The 16,692-nt window shown below is 68.0% G+C and carries 15 protein-coding genes; 3 read left to right on the top strand and 12 right to left on the bottom strand.

The genetic code is table 11. The features are described 5' to 3' along the window. Window positions 1–4: 4 nt before the first annotated feature. The 3 genes from BHE75_RS19140 to BHE75_RS19130 form a co-directional block, all read right to left on the bottom strand. On the bottom strand, window positions 5–445 hold the full coding sequence (locus BHE75_RS19140; RefSeq protein ID WP_015458243.1) for a hypothetical protein: 441 nt from the start codon (window positions 443–445) through the stop codon (window positions 5–7). Window positions 446–579: 134 nt separating this feature from the next. Then, on the bottom strand, window positions 580–1,200 hold the full coding sequence (locus tag BHE75_RS19135; protein ID WP_015458242.1) for a 50S ribosomal protein L25/general stress protein Ctc: 621 nt from the start codon (window positions 1,198–1,200) through the stop codon (window positions 580–582). Between the two features lie 122 nt (window positions 1,201–1,322). Beyond that, window positions 1,323–2,231: a TraB/GumN family protein gene (locus tag BHE75_RS19130; protein ID WP_070934854.1), complete on the bottom strand. Its 909-nt coding sequence runs from the start codon at window positions 2,229–2,231 to the stop codon at window positions 1,323–1,325. A gap of 122 nt (window positions 2,232–2,353) precedes the next feature. Between BHE75_RS19130 and BHE75_RS19125 the strand changes: the two genes are divergently transcribed. The 3 genes from BHE75_RS19125 (at window position 2,354) to ppdK (ending at window position 8,223) form a co-directional block, all read left to right on the top strand. After that, entirely contained in the window at window positions 2,354–3,226 is an 873-nt protein-coding gene (locus BHE75_RS19125) for a glycine--tRNA ligase subunit alpha (RefSeq protein WP_015458240.1), read from the top strand. A 118-nt stretch (window positions 3,227–3,344) separates the two neighbouring features. Beyond that, complete coding sequence (gene glyS / locus BHE75_RS19120) at window positions 3,345–5,468, top strand: glycine--tRNA ligase subunit beta (RefSeq protein ID WP_070934852.1); 2,124 nt, start codon at window positions 3,345–3,347, stop codon at window positions 5,466–5,468. A gap of 88 nt (window positions 5,469–5,556) precedes the next feature. Beyond that, a complete protein-coding gene (gene ppdK / locus BHE75_RS19115; protein ID WP_070934850.1) occupies window positions 5,557–8,223 on the top strand; it encodes a pyruvate, phosphate dikinase in 2,667 nt (888 codons plus the stop codon). 48 nt (window positions 8,224–8,271) lie between these two features. Here ppdK and BHE75_RS19110 read toward each other — a convergent pair whose 3' ends face one another. The 9 genes from BHE75_RS19110 to BHE75_RS19070 form a co-directional block, all read right to left on the bottom strand. Further along, window positions 8,272–8,763, bottom strand: coding sequence for a hypothetical protein (locus BHE75_RS19110; protein ID WP_254684509.1), 492 nt, complete (start codon window positions 8,761–8,763; stop codon window positions 8,272–8,274). Between the two features lie 57 nt (window positions 8,764–8,820). Beyond that, window positions 8,821–9,588 (bottom strand): class I SAM-dependent methyltransferase, encoded by a 768-nt coding sequence (locus BHE75_RS19105; protein WP_070934848.1) that lies wholly within the window; start codon window positions 9,586–9,588, stop codon window positions 8,821–8,823. Between the two features lie 67 nt (window positions 9,589–9,655). Next, window positions 9,656–10,648 carry a type II secretion system F family protein gene (locus BHE75_RS19100; protein ID WP_015458235.1) on the bottom strand — a complete coding sequence of 331 codons (993 nt, stop codon included), beginning with the start codon at window positions 10,646–10,648 and terminating at the stop codon, window positions 9,656–9,658. A gap of 16 nt (window positions 10,649–10,664) precedes the next feature. Next, complete coding sequence (locus BHE75_RS19095; RefSeq protein ID WP_015458234.1) at window positions 10,665–11,639, bottom strand: type II secretion system F family protein; 975 nt, start codon at window positions 11,637–11,639, stop codon at window positions 10,665–10,667. Window positions 11,640–11,644: 5 nt separating this feature from the next. Then, a complete protein-coding gene (locus tag BHE75_RS19090; protein WP_070934846.1) occupies window positions 11,645–12,919 on the bottom strand; it encodes an AAA family ATPase in 1,275 nt (424 codons plus the stop codon). Beyond that, window positions 12,919–13,548 carry a CpaD family pilus assembly protein gene (locus tag BHE75_RS19085; RefSeq protein ID WP_015458232.1) on the bottom strand — a complete coding sequence of 210 codons (630 nt, stop codon included), beginning with the start codon at window positions 13,546–13,548 and terminating at the stop codon, window positions 12,919–12,921. Before BHE75_RS19085 ends, BHE75_RS19090 begins: the two co-directional genes overlap by 1 nt. A gap of 23 nt (window positions 13,549–13,571) precedes the next feature. After that, window positions 13,572–15,125, bottom strand: a complete 1,554-nt coding sequence (locus tag BHE75_RS19080) for a type II and III secretion system protein family protein (RefSeq protein WP_070934844.1) — start codon at window positions 15,123–15,125, stop codon at window positions 13,572–13,574. A 1-nt stretch (window position 15,126) separates the two neighbouring features. Next, window positions 15,127–16,140 carry a Flp pilus assembly protein CpaB gene (gene cpaB, locus BHE75_RS19075; RefSeq protein WP_070934843.1) on the bottom strand — a complete coding sequence of 338 codons (1,014 nt, stop codon included), beginning with the start codon at window positions 16,138–16,140 and terminating at the stop codon, window positions 15,127–15,129. 37 nt (window positions 16,141–16,177) lie between these two features. Next, entirely contained in the window at window positions 16,178–16,648 is a 471-nt protein-coding gene (locus BHE75_RS19070) for an A24 family peptidase (protein WP_015458229.1), read from the bottom strand. Between the last annotated feature and the right edge of the window lie 44 nt (window positions 16,649–16,692).

Raw genomic sequence — 16,692 nt, 5'->3', positions numbered from 1 at the left:
GCCGTTACTTCTTTTGCGCTGGCGCGGGGGAAGCCTTGGTGGCGCCGGGCTGGGTCGCCTCGATGATCGTCTTCATGCCGCTGCTGAAGATGTTGAGGCAGTTCACCGCCTCCACGCCGCGATTGCTGGCGCGGAAGGTGGCTTCCTCGTCGCGCAGCACCTTGGTGAGGGCATCGCCCGAAACCCGCTTGGTCACGCGGCCGGCGAAGAAGGGCACGGCCTGCACCAGGGCGGGCAGCGCTTTCTTGTTGTCCTCGGTCAGCTTGGCTTCATTCTGGCGCATCGCCGCAAGGCTGGCGGCGGTGGCGATGAAGCAGAAGGCGTCGCGATCGCCGGGCTTGGCGGCGGGCGCGGGCTTGGCCTGGGCCAATGCGGTTCCGCTCAGCAGCGTCTGGGGCAGGAGGGCGAGGCACGCGGCCCCCAAAGCAATCCTGGCACCGCGCATGCTGTTCTCCCGCTTCCTGAAAGGATCATTTTCCGGTCGGATCGCATCATCCGACGGGCAGGAAAATGTCGCAAGCCGATTTGCCGGCGCGGCTCGCCCGATGCGATCGGACGAAGGCCGCGCCGGCTCGATCGTTATTCGCCTTCGCCTTCGGCGGGCGTCTCGTTGTCGCCTTCCTGGCTCTTCAGCGCGGACGGCGCGACGATCGTCGCGACGGTGAAGTCGCGATCGGCGATCGCCGGCTTCGCGCCCTTGGGCAGCGCGACTTCGGAGATGTGGATCGAGGCGCCGACATCGAGGCCCTTGAGCGAGATCGAAATCTCGTCGGGGATCTCGGCCGCGTCGACGATCAGCTCGATCTCGTGCTGGACGATGTTGAGCACGCCGCCGCGCTTGATGCCGGGGGCGGCATCTTCATCGGTGAACGTCACCGGCACGTTGACGTGCACGGTGGTGTGCTCGCCGATGCGCAGGAAATCGACGTGGAGCGGACGGTCCGTGACCGGGTGGAACTGGATGTCCTTCGGCAGGGTGCGGATCTGCTGGCCGCCGGCGTCGATCAGCACGACGCTGTTCATGAAGTGGCCGGTATGCAGGGCCTTCACCAGCACCTTCTCTTCCAGATGGATCGAGAGCGGTTCCTGCTTGTTGCCGTAGATAACGGCGGGGACGCGGCCTTCACGACGGATGGCGCGGGAGGCTCCCTTGCCTGCCCGGTCGCGCGTCTCGGCCGACAGCGTGAGCGTGTCGCTCATATCATGTCTCCAGTTCGCTTGGGTTGAATCTGCCCGAACCGCCTCCAGGGATGACCGGAACGGGAGGCGCGCGCATAGCCGAGCGGGGGGCAAGAGTCAAAAGCGGACGGGACGGCCGGCCTTTATTGCACGCGCTCCACCTTCAGCCCCTTCGCCTCCAGCATCCGCACCACCGAAGCCGGGCCGGCGAGGTGGCCGGCGCCCACCGCGACGAAGATCGTGCCCGGCCGGTCCAGCCGCGCCTTCAGCCAATCCGCCCAAGCCGCGTTGCGGCGGACCAGCAGGGCTGCGCGCAGCTCGGGCGATACGCGCACGTCCTTGTCGAAGGTCGCCGCGATCGCCGCCTCGTCCCCGCGCGACCAGGCGGCCAGCATCGCATCGAACTCCGCCTTCTGGGCGGTGCCGTCGTCGATCATCGCGACCAGGAACTGGCGCTGCACGTCCTCCGGCAGGCCATCGAGCACGCGGAGCTGCTGCTCGGCCGTCTCCAGCCCCTCGATCGGCCGCCCGTCCGCCTTGAAACGCGCCTCGAGCTGCTCCTCCACGCCCATGCCCCCGTCGAGGCCCAGGTCGCTCATCAGCACCGGCATCAGCATCAGCGCGCCGCTCCACGTCTCCATCCCGTCGAGGAAGGGCTGGGGCAGGCGGCTGCGCGCGATCAGCGCGGCAAGCTGCTCGCGCTTGTCGGCGGGCACGCGGTCCAGCAGCGGCGGCAGGCCGGGCGTCGTCCCCAGCCGGCTGAGCAGCGCGAAGGCCTTGGCCGGATCGGTCCGGTCGATCACCGCCTCGATCACCAGCGCGTCCGACCGGTCGATCGCCGCGTCGATTGCTGCATCGCGCCATTCATAGCCGGCCGGCAGCACATGGATGGTGCCGAACAGGTAGATGGTCGTATCCTCGTCGGCGAGCTTCCACAGCGCCGGATGGCCTTCCTGCGCCACCCGCGCGGCTGCGGGTGGGCTGGCGGCGGGGCCGCAGGCGGCGAGCGTGATGGCGAGGACGGCGGAGAGCAGCCTGGAGATGAGCGTCATGGCCCGCCTTATCCGGTGTCGGCGGGCCGCCCGCAAGCCGGGGTCAAGCAGCTTGCCGCTATGCCTTCGCGCCGCTAGGGTCCGCCGCGATTTTTGCAGATGCGAAGAAATATCGGGGATCAATGCCGGAAAAACTTTCCTTTCAAGGGCTTATTCTGACGCTCCATGATTATTGGAGCAAGCAGGGCTGCGTGATTCTCCAGCCCTACGATGTCGAAATGGGCGCCGGCACCTTCCATCCCGCAACAACATTGCGCGCGCTCGGCCCCAATCCGTGGAAGGCGGCCTATGTGCAGCCCTCCCGCCGGCCCACCGACGGCCGCTATGGCGAAAACCCCAATCGGCTGGGTCATTATTACCAGTATCAGGTGATCCTGAAGCCCAGCCCGCCCAACCTGCAGGAGCTGTATCTGGGATCGCTGGCGGCGATCGGCATCGATCCCCTGCTGCACGACATCCGCTTCGTCGAGGATGACTGGGAAAGCCCGACGCTCGGCGCCTGGGGGCTGGGCTGGGAAGTCTGGTGCGACGGCATGGAAGTGACGCAGTTCACCTATTTCCAGCAGGTCGGCGGTTTCGACTGCAAGCCGGTGGCCGGCGAGCTGACCTACGGGCTCGAGCGGCTGGCCATGTATATCCAGGGCGTCGACCGGGTCTATGACCTCGCCTTCAACGACGACGGCGTCACCTATGGCGACGTGTTCCTGGAGAATGAACGGCAATTCTCCGCCTATAATTTCGAGGCGGCGAACACCGAGGTGCTGTTCCGCCAGTTCACCCAGGCGGCGGACGAATGCCGCGCGCTGCTGGACCGGGAAAAGCCGCTGCCGCTGCCGGCCTACGACCAGGCGATCAAGGCCAGTCACATCTTCAACACGCTGCAGGCGCGGGGCGTGATCTCGGTCGCGGAACGGCAGGCCTATATCGGCCGGGTGCGCGATCTGGCGAAGGGCTGCTGCGAGGCGTGGATGCGCCACAACGGGTGGGAGGCGTGAGGATGGCTTTCCACAATCGCGCCATGCCAGCGCCGGCTGGCCTCTCCCTCCGCGTCCCGGAGCACGGGCCGCACGAGGCCCCGGCCTTCGCCGGGGTGGCAGAAAAGGGAGTTCGGGCATGATGGACTTCCTGCTTGAGCTTCGTTCCGAGGAAATCCCCGCGCGGATGCAGGAAAAGGCCTGCGCCGATCTCGCCCGCCTGTTCGAGGGCGAGATCGCCAGGGCCGGCCTCAAGGCCGATGGGATCGAAACCTATGCCACGCCGCGCCGGCTCGCGCTGATCGCGCGCGGCCTGCCCGTGGAAACGGCGGCGGTGAGCGAGGAGCTGAAGGGCCCCCGCGCCGATGCGCCGGCGCAGGCGCTGGAAGGCTTCCTCAAGAAGACGGGCCTCACCCGCGACCAGCTGGTCGAGCGCACCGATCCCAAGGGCAATGCCGTGCTGTTCGCGGTGATCGACAAGCCCGGCCGCGCGACCGCCGAGGTTCTGGCCGAGGCGATCCCCGCGATCGTCGCCGCCTTCCCCTGGCCCAAGTCGATGCGCTGGGGCGCGGCATCGGCCAGCAGCGGATCGCTGCGCTGGGTGCGGCCGCTGCAGGGCATCGTCGCCCTGTTCGGCAACGACGTGGTGGATTGCGCGGTCGATGGCATCCGTTCGGGCGCCGCGACGCTCGGCCACCGCTTCCACCATCCGGGCGAGATCACGATCGGCAATGCCGGCGATTATGCCGCCAAGCTGCGCGCCGCCCATGTCATCCTGGACCCGAAGGAACGGCAGGCGATCATCCGCGATCGCGCCGCCGCGCTGGCGGCGGAGGCCGGCCTCGCCGTGGTGCCGGACGAAGGGCTGGTGGCGGAAAATGCCGGCCTCACCGAATGGCCGGTGCCGCTGCTCGGCCGGTTCGACGCGGCCTTCCTGGAAGTCCCGCGCGAGGTGATCCAGCTCACGCTGCGCACCAACCAGAAATATTTCGTGCTGAACGATCAGACCGGCCGGCTCGCCGCCGCCTTCATCTGCGTCGCCAATATCGATGCGAAGGATGGCGGCGCCGCGATCACCGCCGGCAACGGCAAGGTGCTCGCCGCGCGGCTTTCCGACGCCCGCTTCTTCTGGGAACAGGACCTCAAGGTCCCGCTCGCCGAAAATGCGAAGAAGCTCGACCAGATCGTCTTCCACGAAAAGCTCGGCACCGTCGCCGACAAGGTCGATCGCGTGGCGAAGCTGGCGCGCTGGCTGGTGGAATCCGGTGTCGTCATGCCAGCCTCCGCTGGCATGACGAAAGAGGCGCTGGCCGACCTCGCCGAACAGGCCGCGCGCCTCGCCAAGGCCGATCTCGTCACCGGCATGGTCGGCGAGTTTCCCGAGCTTCAGGGCATCATGGGCGGCTATTACGCCCGCGCCGAGGGGCTGCCCGATGCGGTGGCCGATGCGATCCGCGACCATTACAAGCCGGTCGGGCAGGGCGACGAAGTGCCCACCGCGCCGGTGACGGTGGCCGTCAGCCTTGCGGACAAGCTGGACAGCCTGGAGCAGTTCTTCGCCATCGGCGAAACGCCGACCGGCTCCAAGGACCCGTTCGCGCTGCGGCGCTCCGCGCTCGGCATCATCCGCCTGCTGATGGACAACGGCCTGCGCTTCGCCATTCCGGCCGACCTGCTCGATTTCTTCGCCGACCGCCTCAAGGTCCAGCAGCGTGAGGCCGGCGTTCGGCATGACCTGATCGACGCGGTGTTCGCGCTCGGCGGGGAGGATGATCTCGTCCGCCTGCTCGCCCGGGTGAAGGCGCTGCAGGCGTTCGTTTCCACCGAAGATGGGCGCAACCTGCTGGCCGGCTACAAGCGCGCGGCCAACATCCTGAAGAAGGAGGGGGTTGAATCCCTGCCCGTCACCCCAGCGAAGGCTGGGGCCTCGGGCGAAGGCGCGGGCGTTCGGCCGCACGAGATGCCAGCCTTCGCTGGCATGACGGATGAGAAGGGGCTGTCCTACACGCCCGAAAAGGAAGAGGCTGATCTGGTCGCCGCGCTCGACGTGGCCGAGCCGAAGGCGGCGGCCGCGATCGCGGCCGAGGATTTCGAGGGCGCGATGCAGGCGCTGGCCGGCCTGCGCGGGCCGATCGACGCCTTCTTTGACAAGGTGACGGTGAACGATGCCGACCCCGCCAAACGGACGGCACGGTTGGGGCTGCTCTCACGCATCCGCGCGGCGGTGCATGAAGTGGCTGATTTCTCGAGGATCGAGGGCTGAAGCGCCTCCGCCGGGGGAGGTTGAGGAAGCGCAATCGCAATCCTCAACTTCCTCAACTTCGGCGGCGGCTCAACGAGGGTGAGAGTTGATGACGCAATACGTCTACCGTTTCGGCGGCGGTGTTTCGGATGGCGGCAAGGGGGATCGCAACCTCCTGGGCGGCAAGGGCGCGAACCTGGCGGAAATGGCCTCGATCGGCCTGCCGGTGCCCCCGGGCTTCACCATCTCGACGGAGATGTGCACGCGTTATTATGAGGAGGGCCAGTCCTTCCCCGAAAGCCTGAAGGCCGAAGTCGCGAACGGCATCGCCCATATCGAGGCGGTGACGGGCAAGAAGTTCGGCGTCGCCGCCGATCCGCTGCTGGTGTCGGTCCGCTCGGGCGCGCGGGCTTCCATGCCGGGGATGATGGACACGGTGCTCAACCTCGGTCTTAATGACGAGACCGTGGCCGGGCTCGCCGCGATTTCCGGCGACGATCGCTTCGCCTGGGACAGCTATCGCCGCTTCATCCAGATGTATTCGGACGTGGTGCTGGAGCTGGACCACGGCGCGTTCGAGGAAGCGCTGGAGATCGCCAAGGAGGACAAGGGCTACAGCCTCGATACCGAGCTTTCGGCCGCCGACTGGCAGGCGCTGGTCAAGCGTTACAAGGCGATCGTCGAGGAGCAATGGGGCAAGCCCTTCCCGCAGGACGTGCATGAGCAGCTGTGGGGCGCGGTGGGCGCGGTGTTCGGTTCCTGGCAGTCGGAACGCGCCAAGGTCTATCGCCGGCTGAACGACATCCCGGCCGACTGGGGCACCGCCGTCAACGTGCAGGCGATGGTGTTCGGCAATATGGGCGACACGTCGGCCACCGGCGTCGCCTTCACCCGCGATCCTTCCAAGGGCGACCGGGCTTATTATGGCGAATTCCTGATCAACGCGCAGGGCGAGGACGTGGTGGCGGGCATCCGCACCCCGCAATATCTGACCCGGGCCGCGCGCGAGGCCGCCGGCGCCAAGCCGCTGTCGATGGAAGAGGCGATGCCGGAGGTCTACGGCCAGCTCGCCAAGGTGTTCGACCTGCTGGAAACGCATTATCGCGACATGCAGGATATCGAGTTCACCGTGGAGCGCGGGCACCTCTGGATGCTCCAGACCCGCAACGGCAAGCGCACCGCCAAGGCCGCGCTGAAGATCGCGGTGGACATGGCCAATGAAGGGCTGATCAGCGAGGAGGAGGCCGTCGCCCGCGTCGATCCGGCCGCGCTCGACCAGCTTCTCCACCCGACGCTCGATCCCAACGCCCCGCGCGACGTGATCGCCAAGGGCCTGCCCGCCTCGCCGGGCGCGGCATCCGGCATCGCCGTGTTCGACAGCGACACCGCCGAGCATCGCGCCGAGCTGGGCGATGCGGTGATCCTCGTCCGTGTCGAAACCTCGCCGGAGGATATCCACGGCATGCACGCCGCCAAGGGCATCCTGACGGCGCGCGGCGGCATGACCAGCCACGCCGCCGTGGTGGCGCGCGGCATGGGCCGCCCCTGCGTGTCGGGCGTGGGCAGCCTCGCCATCGACGCCAAGGCGCGGCTGTTCCGCGTCGGCGGGCGCGAGGTGAAGGAAGGCGACGTCATCACCATCGACGGATCGACCGGCGAGGTGATGGTGGGCAAGGTCGCGACCGTGGAGCCGGAGCTGGCCGGCGATTTCGGCGTGCTGATGGGCTGGGCGGACAAGGTGCGCCGCCTCAAGGTCCGCGCCAATGCGGAAACGCCGCTGGACTGCAAGACCGCGCGCACCTTCGGCGCGGAAGGCGTGGGCCTGTGCCGCACCGAGCATATGTTCTTCGATGCCGCGCGCATCACCGCGGTGCGCCAGATGATCCTGGCCGAGGACGAGAAGGGCCGCCGCGTCGCGCTGGAGAAGCTGCTGCCCGAACAGCGCGGCGACTTCGTCCAGATCTTCGAGATCATGGCCGGCCTGCCGGTGACGATCCGCCTGCTCGATCCGCCGCTGCACGAATTCCTGCCCCATGCGGAGGAGGAGTTCAGCGAGGTGGCCGAGGCGGCCGGCGTCGGCGTCGAGGCGCTCAAGCGGCGCGCGGCGGAGCTGCATGAATTCAACCCGATGCTCGGCCATCGCGGCTGCCGCCTCGGCGTCACCTACCCCGAAATCTACGAGATGCAGGCCCGCGCCATCTTCGAGGCGGCCGTCGCCGTCGCGGAGAAGAGCGGCGCGGCGCCGATCCCGGAGGTGATGGTCCCGCTCGTCGCCACGAAGCGCGAGCTGGAGCTGATGAAGGACGTGATCGACAGCACCGCCAAGGCGGTGTTCGCCGAGAAGGGCCGGACCATCGACTATCTGGTCGGCACGATGATCGAGCTGCCGCGCGCCGCGCTCAAGGCCGGCGAGATCGCCGAGGTCGCCGAATTCTTCTCCTTCGGCACCAACGATCTGACGCAGACGACGCTGGGCGTCAGCCGCGACGATGCCGGCCGCTTCCTCACCACCTATGTCGACAAGGGTATCTATGCCCGCGATCCGTTCGTGAGCCTGGATGTCGAAGGCGTGGGCGAGCTGATCGAGCTGGCGGCGGAGCGCGGCCGCAAGACGCGCCCCGGCATCAAGCTGGGCATCTGCGGCGAGCATGGCGGCGATCCGGCCTCGATCGCCTTCTGCGAGGAAACCGGCCTCGATTACGTGTCGGCCTCGCCCTATCGCGTGCCGATCGCAAGGCTTGCCGCCGCGCAGGCGGCGCTGAAGAAGAAGGGCTGAGATGCGCCGCCCCTCTCCGTCCGATCGGCAGGCGGGGAGGGGCGGTCCTCAGGCCTGGCGATATTCCGGCGCCCGGCCCTCCGCGAGGGCGGCGGCCTGCCCGCGCCAGTTTTCGCGGGCGATGCGGCCGGGCTCATAGCCCATCCGGCCTTCGAGCGTGGCTTCGTCGCCATCGCTCATCCGTGCGATGTCCCGGAAGCGGGCATAGCCTTCCTCGTTCAGGCGGACTTCCTCGTTGCGGTCGATGCCGTGGATGCGGGTGAGGTCGTCCACGCCGCCGCGCGCGGCGGCCGCGATGGCGCCGGCCGTGCCCGCGCCGATGGCGGGCGCCGTCCGTTCCAGCTCGGCGATCCGGGCGTTGGCCGCCGCGATCCGGGCATCGCGATCGGCGATCGTCGCCTGATGATCGCTGCGCTCCTGTTCGTAGAGATGGCGCCATTTCGCGCCGCCGGATCGCGACAGCAGCCCCAGCAGCCAGCCGAGCACCAGCACCAGCGCGAGCACCGCCCATTGATTTGGCGAAAAGCTGAGCATCGTCATCGCCTCTCCTGATCGTGTGGAGGCCAACGGCTGCCGCCGTCCGACGTTCCGTCGCGATCAGTCCGTCTTGCGGAAGGCGAAGGCGGCGGTCTCATAGGGGAAGGCGGTTTCTTCTCCCGCCAGGGCCGGCGTCGAGGCGATGAGTGCGCGGACCCGGGCGGCCACCGCCTCCTGCCCGGCGGGCGGCAAGGCGGCGATGAAGCTGGTAGAAAGCGTGCGGTCCAGCACCACCTGATCGGCGGGGCCGATATGCGCGTGGCGGAAATGCGCCTCGCCGACGGCGGCGAATCCCTCGGCCGGGAAAAGGCTGCGCCACGCGCCCGATTTGTAGCGGGGGGCATCGCCCTGATGGGCATCGGTGATCGCGCTTAGCCGCGCCACCCAGTCCACGCTTTCGTCGCGCGCGTTCCAGATCAGCCCCAGCATGCCGCCGGGCGCCAGCACGCGGCGTATCTCGGCCAGGGCGGCGGCATTGGCGAACCAGTGGAAGGATTGCGCGCAGATCACCGCATCGGCCGACGCGGGCGGCAGGGGAATGGCCTCGGCGGTGCCGGCGAGGCATTCGATGTCGGGATTGTCGGCGGCCAGCTTGTCCCGCATCGCCGCCACGGGCTCGACCGCGATGGTCCGTGCCCCGGTCCCGCGCAGCCATGGCAGGAACTTGCCCGTGCCCGCGCCCAGATCGACGACGACACGGCCGGGTGCGAGGCCGATCACGTCGCGGAGCCAGCCGGCGACCTCCGCGGGATAATCGGGCCGGCCGCTCCGATAGGTTTCCGCCCGCGCCGAATAGCCACGGGCGGCGGCGTCATGGATCGATGGCACGGGATGCGCTCCGCCTGGTCTGGTTCCCGGCGGCAGAGCGCATGGCCCCGCCGCCGGGTTCCCCATATCAGCGGTTGATGAGGTTGTCCGAGATCGAGCAGGCCGCCGGGCCGAGGATGACGACGAACAGCACCGGCAGGATGAAGCAGATCAGCGGCACCGTCATGATCGCGGGCAGGCGGGCGGCCTTTTCCTCGGCGCGCATCATCCGTTCGTTGCGGAATTCGGCGGAAAGCACGCGGAGCGCGGAGGCCAGCGGCGTGCCGTATTTCTCCGTCTGGATCATGGTGGTGACGACGCCGCGGATCGAATCCAGATCGACGCGCATCGCGAGATTCTCGAAGGCGGCGCGCCGTTCGGTGAGGAAGCCGAGCTCGATCGCCGTGAGCGCGAATTCGTCGCCCAGCTCGGGATAGGCCTTGCCCAGCTCCTTGGCGACGCGGTGGAAGGCGGCGTCCACGGTAAGGCCGGCCTCGGCGCAGATCACCAGCAGGTCGAGCGCGTCGGGCAGGCCCTTGCGGATCGCGGCCGTACGCTTGGAAATCTTGTTCTGGACGTAGAGATCGGGCGCCTTGTAGCTGAGCAGCAGCGATCCCGCCGCCATCAGCGATTTCTTGAACGGGCTCCAGTCGCCCAGCCAGCCGAAGACGTAGATCGCCAGGAACACGCCGCCGCCGATCACCACCGGCAGCACCAGCCGGCCGAAGATCACCGCGATCGCCGCATCCTTGGATCGGATGCCGGCCTGCATCAGCTTGATCTGCGCCTGCTTGAGCTGCTCGTCCTGCAGCACCTTCATCGAATTGAGGAAGCTGCGCATGCGATCGGCGGTTTCGTTGGTGGCGTTCAGCTTCACCCGGCGCTTGCCGGTGGAAGCGGTGATGCCGGCCTTCAGCTGCTCCCGCCGCTCGTTCAGCGCCTTGACGCGCTTGGCCATCGGATCGCGCACCGTGGTGGCGGCATAGATGGCGACGAGCAGCGCGAAGGTGGCCACGGCGGCGAGCAGGGTCGCCACCATGTAGACATCCACCCCCATCAGCGTCGGGCCTTGCGCTTCCATGTCCCCGCTTCCCCGATCAGATTTCGAAATTGATCATCTGGCGCATGATGAAGGCGCCGATGCTCATCCAGATAAGGCCGCCGCCGCCCGCGATCATCAGCCGCTCGTCGACGAAGAACTTGCCCATATAATCGTAATTTATGTAGCAGATCAGGGCAAAGACGATGAAGGGCAGCGCGCCGATGATATAGGCCGATGCCTTGGATTCCGACGACATCGCCTTGATCTTCAGCTTCATCTGCGCCCGCTTGCGCAGCACATCCGCCAGATTGGCGAGCGTTTCGGCAAGGTTGCCGCCCGTTTCGCGCTGGATCTGCAGCGTGATGGTGAAGAACTGGAATTCGGGCGTGCCCAGCCGGTCAGCGGTTTCCTGAAGGGCGGCGTCCATCGTCCGGCCGATCTTCATCTTGTCGGAAACCGAACGGAATTCGATGCCCACCGGCCCCGGCACCTCGCTGGCGACCACGCCCAGCGTTTCGGAGATGGGCAGGCCCGAGCGCAGGCCGCGCACCAGAAGCTCGATCGCGTCGGGGAACTTGGCGTTGAAAGCGGCGACGCGCTTGTTGATCTGCATGCCCACCAGCATGTGCGGCACGCCCAGGCCCACCACCAGCCCGACGAAGATGGCGAGCAGGATCGGCGCGCCGCGCGTGAGGATCAGCAGCGCGACCACGCAGGCGATGGCGAGCGAGGTCAGCGCATATTTGCCGACGGTCCACGCCTTGCCCGTCATGTCCAGCCGCTTCTGAAGCTGGGCCGGATTGGGGATGAAGCGGCTGAAGGCCAGGTCCAGCCTGGTTTCGCGCTGGGCGATGATGCGCCGCATCTGGGCTTCGACCGCGCCGGCGCCGCTCTTGTTGTGGCGATCGCGGATCTCGGCCAGCCGGCGGGTCTGCGCCTTGGCCGTCGACGGGCCGGAAAAGGCCGCGAAGAGCAGCAGCAGCACGCCGGCGATGCCGGCCGCGAAGATCAGGATCGGCGCCAGCGCCATCGGGCTCAGCCCTGCTTCTGCTTCTTGGCGGGCAGCAGCGACTTGATGTCGCCCAGCTTGCCGAGCAGCGACTTGCCGGATGGCTGGTCGGCGGCTTCCTTGCCGTCGACCACCGCGATCAGGCGCGTGGCGATCTCGTTCACCATCGGGCCGATCTTGGCGGTCTTGCCGACCTCGGCGAGCGGTTTGCCCAGCTTGGCGGCCTGCGCGGCCGTCTTCTGGTCGTAAGGCAGCACGAAATCCACGGCGCGCTCGATCGAGCTTTCGAAATCCTTGCGCGCGATTTCCGGCACGCCGACCGTGGGCACCCGATTGGCGACGAGGATGACCCGCGCCTGCGGGGCGTTGGACTTCAGCCAGGCGAGGATGCGGATCGTATCCCGCGTCGCGGCGAGGGTGAATTCCGTCACCACCAGCACCGCCTGCAGATCGTGGATCAGGTGCGGATGCTGGATCAGCATGGCGCGCGGCAGATCGACCACGGTGCATTCGAAGGCGGCGCGCAATTCCTCCTGCAACTGGTGGAAGGCCGATCCGTCGGACAGCAGCGGCTGGGTGATCGGCGCTTCGGCCGACAGCACGGCCAGTTTGTCATTGGCCTTCACCATCGCGCGTTCGATGAACAGGCCGTCGATGCGGCTGGGATTTTCGATGGCGTCGGTCAGGCCCCGGCCCGGTTCCAGATCGAGCGCGAGCGCGCCGGTGCCGAAATGGACGTCGAGATCGAGGAGCGCGGTGGTGCGGCCGGAGCGTTCGCCGAACAGCCAGGCGATCGAGGAGGCGAGGGTGGAGGCGCCGACGCCGCCGCGCACGCCGATCACGGCGGCCGAAAGATGCGGGCGATCGACCACCTGCTCGCCGCCGCGCGGGCCGGCCAGCGTCATCTGCGCCTGCGCGAAGGCATCGCGCAGCTGATCCGGATTGAACGGCTTCAGCAGATAATCCTGGATGCCGGAGGCGACGAGATCGCGATAGAGGCGGACATCGTTCACCTGGCCGGCGGCGATCACCACCGTGCCGGGCTCGCACACCTCGGCCAGCGAATTGATGTCGTTCAGCGGATCGCCCGATTCCGTCATGTCGACGAAGAGGATGCCGGGGCTGGCCGATACGGAGAGCGACTGGACGGCATTGCGCAGCCCGCCCTTGTTCACCTTTTCGGGCGCCCAGCCCATTTCGGCGACGACGAGGCGCAGCAGCTCGGCCGTGGCCTCGTCGCAGACGAAGGCGGAGAAGGGATCGCGTAGCGCGCTGCCGCGGGCGTGGAAGGGCGCGTTCATTATTTGCTGCCTTTCGTCGTCGATTCGGACTTGAGACCTTCGGCTCCCGTCGGGGCCTTCTGGCGGTAGGACTGGATCGCCTTGGTGACGCTGCGGGCATCGGAGCCGAACGCTTCCTGGCCGCGCACCAGATCCTCCGGATTGGCGACCATCGCCGCGAGGTTGGCGTTCACCGCGCAGCCATAGTTGGACATGGTGGACGCGGCGAATTCCGGCTGGGAGGGACGGCTCCAGTTCGGGCAGCCCTGCACCTCGGCGCGGGACCGGCTGACGACGACGCGGATGGAGCCGGCGACGGGCGATCCCGGCATCACCGGTGCGGCATTGCCCAGCAGCATGCCATGATCCGCGAGGATGGCGGCGATCGTCGCGCGGGCGCCCTCATGCCCATAAGGGGCCGGGTCGTCGAGCGCGATGCTGTCGCCATAGCCCAGCCGGAGCGCGGCGAACCAGGCGTCCAGCCGGCGCCCTTCGGCGCTATCGGGCGACGCCAGCCCATCGGCGTTCACGTCGAACACGTAATCGGCGCGGCTCACGACCGGCTGGTTCACCGATTCGACGCCGCGATTGACCGGTCCGCAGCCGGCGATCGCCAGCGAGAGCAGGCCGGTGGCAAGGATGTGACGCATGGTTCTGCCTTCCATCGCGGGCCTCAATTGAACGAGAAGCCGGGCGCGGGGGCCGCGGCGCTCTTGCGGGAGGAGCCGGTTGCCGAAGCGCCGGGGCGGACGGAGACGGCCGGGGCGGCGGGGTTGCCGCCGACGCCGGGCGCCACGGTGACGGGCGGCGTCTGCACCGGCCCCGGCCGCGGCTCGCCGCTCTTGCCCATGAAGGTCTGCGAGCCGAGCAGCCGTTCGGCATCGGTGGGCGCCTTGTGGCCGTCGGTCGGCAACCGCGCCTCGCTGGCGGAGGTCGGGCGCACCAGATAGGGGGTGACGATGATCACCAGCTCGGTCTCGTTGCGTTTGAACGAGTTGGAACGGAACAGCGCGCCCAGGATCGGCAGGTCACCCAGGAAGGGCGCCTTGTCGATGGAATTGTTGCTGGTGTTGGACAGCAGGCCGCCGATCATGAAGGCCTGGCCGGAGCCGAGCTCGACCGTGGTTTCCGCCCGCCGGGTGGTGAAGCCCGGAATGCTGAAATTGTTGAGCATCACCGAACCCGCCGCCGAAAGCTGCGACACTTCCGGCCGCACGCGCAACGATATGCGCCCGTCGGACAGCACGGTGGGCGTGAAGGCCAGGCTCACGCCATATTGCTTATATTCCACCGATACGGTGCCCAGCGCCTGGCTGATCGGGATCGGCACCTCGCCGCCCGCCAGGAAGCTGGCCGTCTCGCCCGAAAGCGCCGTCAGGTTGGGATTGGCGAGCGTGGTGACGAAGCCGTCATTTTCCGCAAGATCCAGCGTGCCCAGCAGGTCCATGCCCAGCAGGTGGCCGGCGAAGCCGAGCGTGGTGCCCGTGTCCTTGTAATTGAAGGTGTAAGATGTGCTGCCGATTGGAAGCCCGGAGGGATCGTCCGGCTTGGTGATGGTCGTGATCGTCCCCGGCTTGCCCTGGCCGATGCCGAACAGGAACCCGCCGGAGCTGTCGCGGCTCAGCAGGTTCATGCCCACGCTCTTCGCGAATTCGCGATTCACCTCGGCGATGCGGACCTGCAGGTTCACCTGCATCGGCGTGGCCGTCTTCAGCCGGCTGAAGACCTGCGTGTCCTTGCCGACGAAGGCCTGGACGAGCTGTTGCGCCTCCTCGACATCGCCCGGCGTGGCGACTGTGCCGGTCAGCAGCACCATCCCGTTCATCGGCATGGCGGCGATCTGCGCGTCGGGCATCGCCACCTTCAGCATCTGGCCGACGTTGGAGAAGTTCGCGCCGACGCGGACATTGGTGGAATATACCACCTGGCCCGCCTTGTTGGTGGCGTAGACCGTGGTTTCGCCCGCGCCCTTGCCGAAGATGTAGAGCTGGGTGGGCGAGCGCACCTGCACGTCGGCGATGGAGTCATTGGCGACGAACAGGTCGGTCATCGGACCGGCGAGCTTCACCATTTGCCCGGTGCCGACCGAAAGCGTGATCCGATCGGTGGGCGCGGTGGCGGACGGTGCGGCCGCCAGCGGCGTCGCGTCGGCCAGCGCCAGCCCTGCGGCCAGCATGGCGGCCAGCGCCAGCCCCACCGCGTGGTGGCTGCTCTTCGAAATTAGCATCTTATTTCCCCCCCACGGGAACTTCGGTGACGGTGTTGCCGCGTGCGACGCGCACGACCGGCCCCGCGACGCGCGGCGCATAATTGCCGCCGGCGGAAGGCTGGCCGCCGGACTGCTGGCCGGAATCGGCCTTGGCGGGCACGGTGCGGCGCTGGAAGCGCGACACGTCTGCGCCGACGGTGACGGTGGTGTCGGTATCGATCGGCCGGTTGGCGATGGCGAGCAGCATCTGCTTTTCCGCCTTCGGATCGGCATTTTCGGGCACGCTTACCTCGCCCGCGGCGATGGCGCGCTCCAGTTCGGAGGTGTTGTCCGCGATCGAGCGGAGCGACAGCGAGAGCTGGCCGATCGTCTGCGCGACGGCAATCTTCTCGGCGATCTTGGGCGTCGCCTCGAGCGTGACGGTGGAGAAAGTGACGACCACCGTCTTGCCGTCATCGCCCACCTGATTGTCGGTGCGCTGGTCGGTCGCCAGCACCCGCAGGTTGCGGATGATCGTTTCGGAGGCCTTGAGCGGCGGCCCGTCGCCCCCGCCCGTCACGTCCTGGGTCAGCACCAGATCGACGCGGTCGCCGGGGAAGACGAAGCCGGCGACGCCGGAGGAGGCGGAGACCGAGACGGTCACGGCGCGCATGCCCGGCCCCAGCGCGGCGGCCAGGAAGCCGCGATCGCCGGGCTTGACCAGCGATCCCTGGGTGATCGGCGCGCCGGCCGTGATCGGCACCCGCACCACCGTTCCGGTCAGCGAGGCGAGGTCGCTCTGCCCCTTGATGAAATAGGCTTTCTCCACCAGGTCCTTCGGCCAGGGCTGGTAGCGGAAGCTGTCCGGTTCGATGATCGTGCCCACCGGCAGCGCGCGGGTGGCGACCAGCACTTCCGGGCCGGTCGGCTGCGGAGCGATGGCCGCAGCGGCTTGCGGCGCGGCGGCGCCGGTGAACATGGTCTTGGCCGCGAAGGCCGAAACACCTGCCAGGAGGAGCGCACCGATCAGCAGTGCAAGCTTCTTCACATCCATGACGCCCGTGATCCCTTCGGCCCTTTACGGTGCCCCGTCATGCAACGGGGGTGGTTAAGATATCGTTGGCCATCACCCACAGCGCCGCGAGGGAGATCGCGACGCCATAGGGGATTTCCGGCTGGCCTTCCGCGCGGCGGGCGCGGTGGAGGACGACCATCGCGATCGTCAGCACCCCGCCGATCAGCGCCATCGCCACCAGCATGCGCACCAGCGGCAGTGGCGGCAGCCACAGCGCCAGCGCCCCCAGCAGCTTCACGTCGCCCCCGCCCATCATGTTGAGCGCGAAGCAGCCCGCGAAGACGATGAAGACCAGCAGGGCGAGCCCCAGCTGGATTGCCATGCCCGGCCAGAGCGGCAGGCCCTGGGCCAGCCACCAGGCCGGCGCGCCGATGGCGATCGCGGCATTCAGCCAATTGGGGATGGTGCGCGCGGCGATGTCGCCCCACGCGGCGTAGAGCAGCCCTGCGGCCAGCGCGCCAAGGATGATGATTCCCGTTACCCCCATGGCCAAGAGGCTAGACGCGGACCCTTGCCAAACCGTAACCAGCG

The organism is Edaphosphingomonas haloaromaticamans (assembly GCF_001853345.1).
Taxonomy (GTDB): domain Bacteria; phylum Pseudomonadota; class Alphaproteobacteria; order Sphingomonadales; family Sphingomonadaceae; genus Sphingomonas_E; species Sphingomonas_E fennica.
The sequence above is the reverse complement of the archived record's forward strand: the minus strand, read 5'-3'. Positions and strand labels throughout refer to the sequence as shown.